At 66.3% G+C, this 528-nt stretch carries 1 protein-coding gene; it reads right to left on the bottom strand.

The window, feature by feature from the left end; genetic code table 4:
- Positions 1-270: hypothetical protein (locus tag FJM08_RS08640; RefSeq protein WP_211331353.1), on the bottom strand; the 270-nt coding region annotated here is incomplete at its 3' end.
- Between the last annotated feature and the right edge of the window lie 258 nt (positions 271-528).

The raw sequence follows: 528 nt of genomic DNA, 5'->3' as shown, positions 1-528 counted from the left end.
TCGTTCCCACAGCAAAACCGGCCGATCCCGGCCCAGGTAGGAACCCGACCGCGACAGTGACACGAACTCATCGACCTCCCAACCCACGATGCCCGGATCGGCCGGCGGCTTTATTTTGCGCGCCGGGCGGGCGCGCCCGGCGCTGGCCAGCTCGGCCTCGATGCGCTCCCGCATGTTTGCGGTGCCGCGCCAGTAGAGGTTCCACAGCGCCGTCCGTAGGCGATCCTCATCGAGCCCCGACGCCGCGCGGAAGAACTGTTCGCGGTTCATTCGTTTCGCCGCCACGCCGGCGATCATCCCCGGCAGCCGCCCTGGCCGCACCGTCAGGCGCGGTTGCCGGATCGGCCCCAACACCCTACGGCGTCACGGCAATCGTCGATGGTGTCGTGGAATCACGGTGCGGCCGGATGGTTGCATTGCGTACAGTGTGGATCAGCGACGAACCCGACGGCGTGCCTCGATTGGTTACCGCCTATCCACGCTAGGAGCGGACCGATGTACGCAGAACACGATGTTGTGGTGCTAACA

It is taken from the genome of Metamycoplasma equirhinis (assembly GCF_006385185.1).
Taxonomy (GTDB): Bacteria; Bacillota_I; Bacilli_A; order Mycoplasmatales; family Metamycoplasmataceae; genus Metamycoplasma; species Metamycoplasma equirhinis.
Note: the sequence above shows the minus strand (reverse complement) of the source record. Positions and strands in the feature narration are given on the sequence as shown.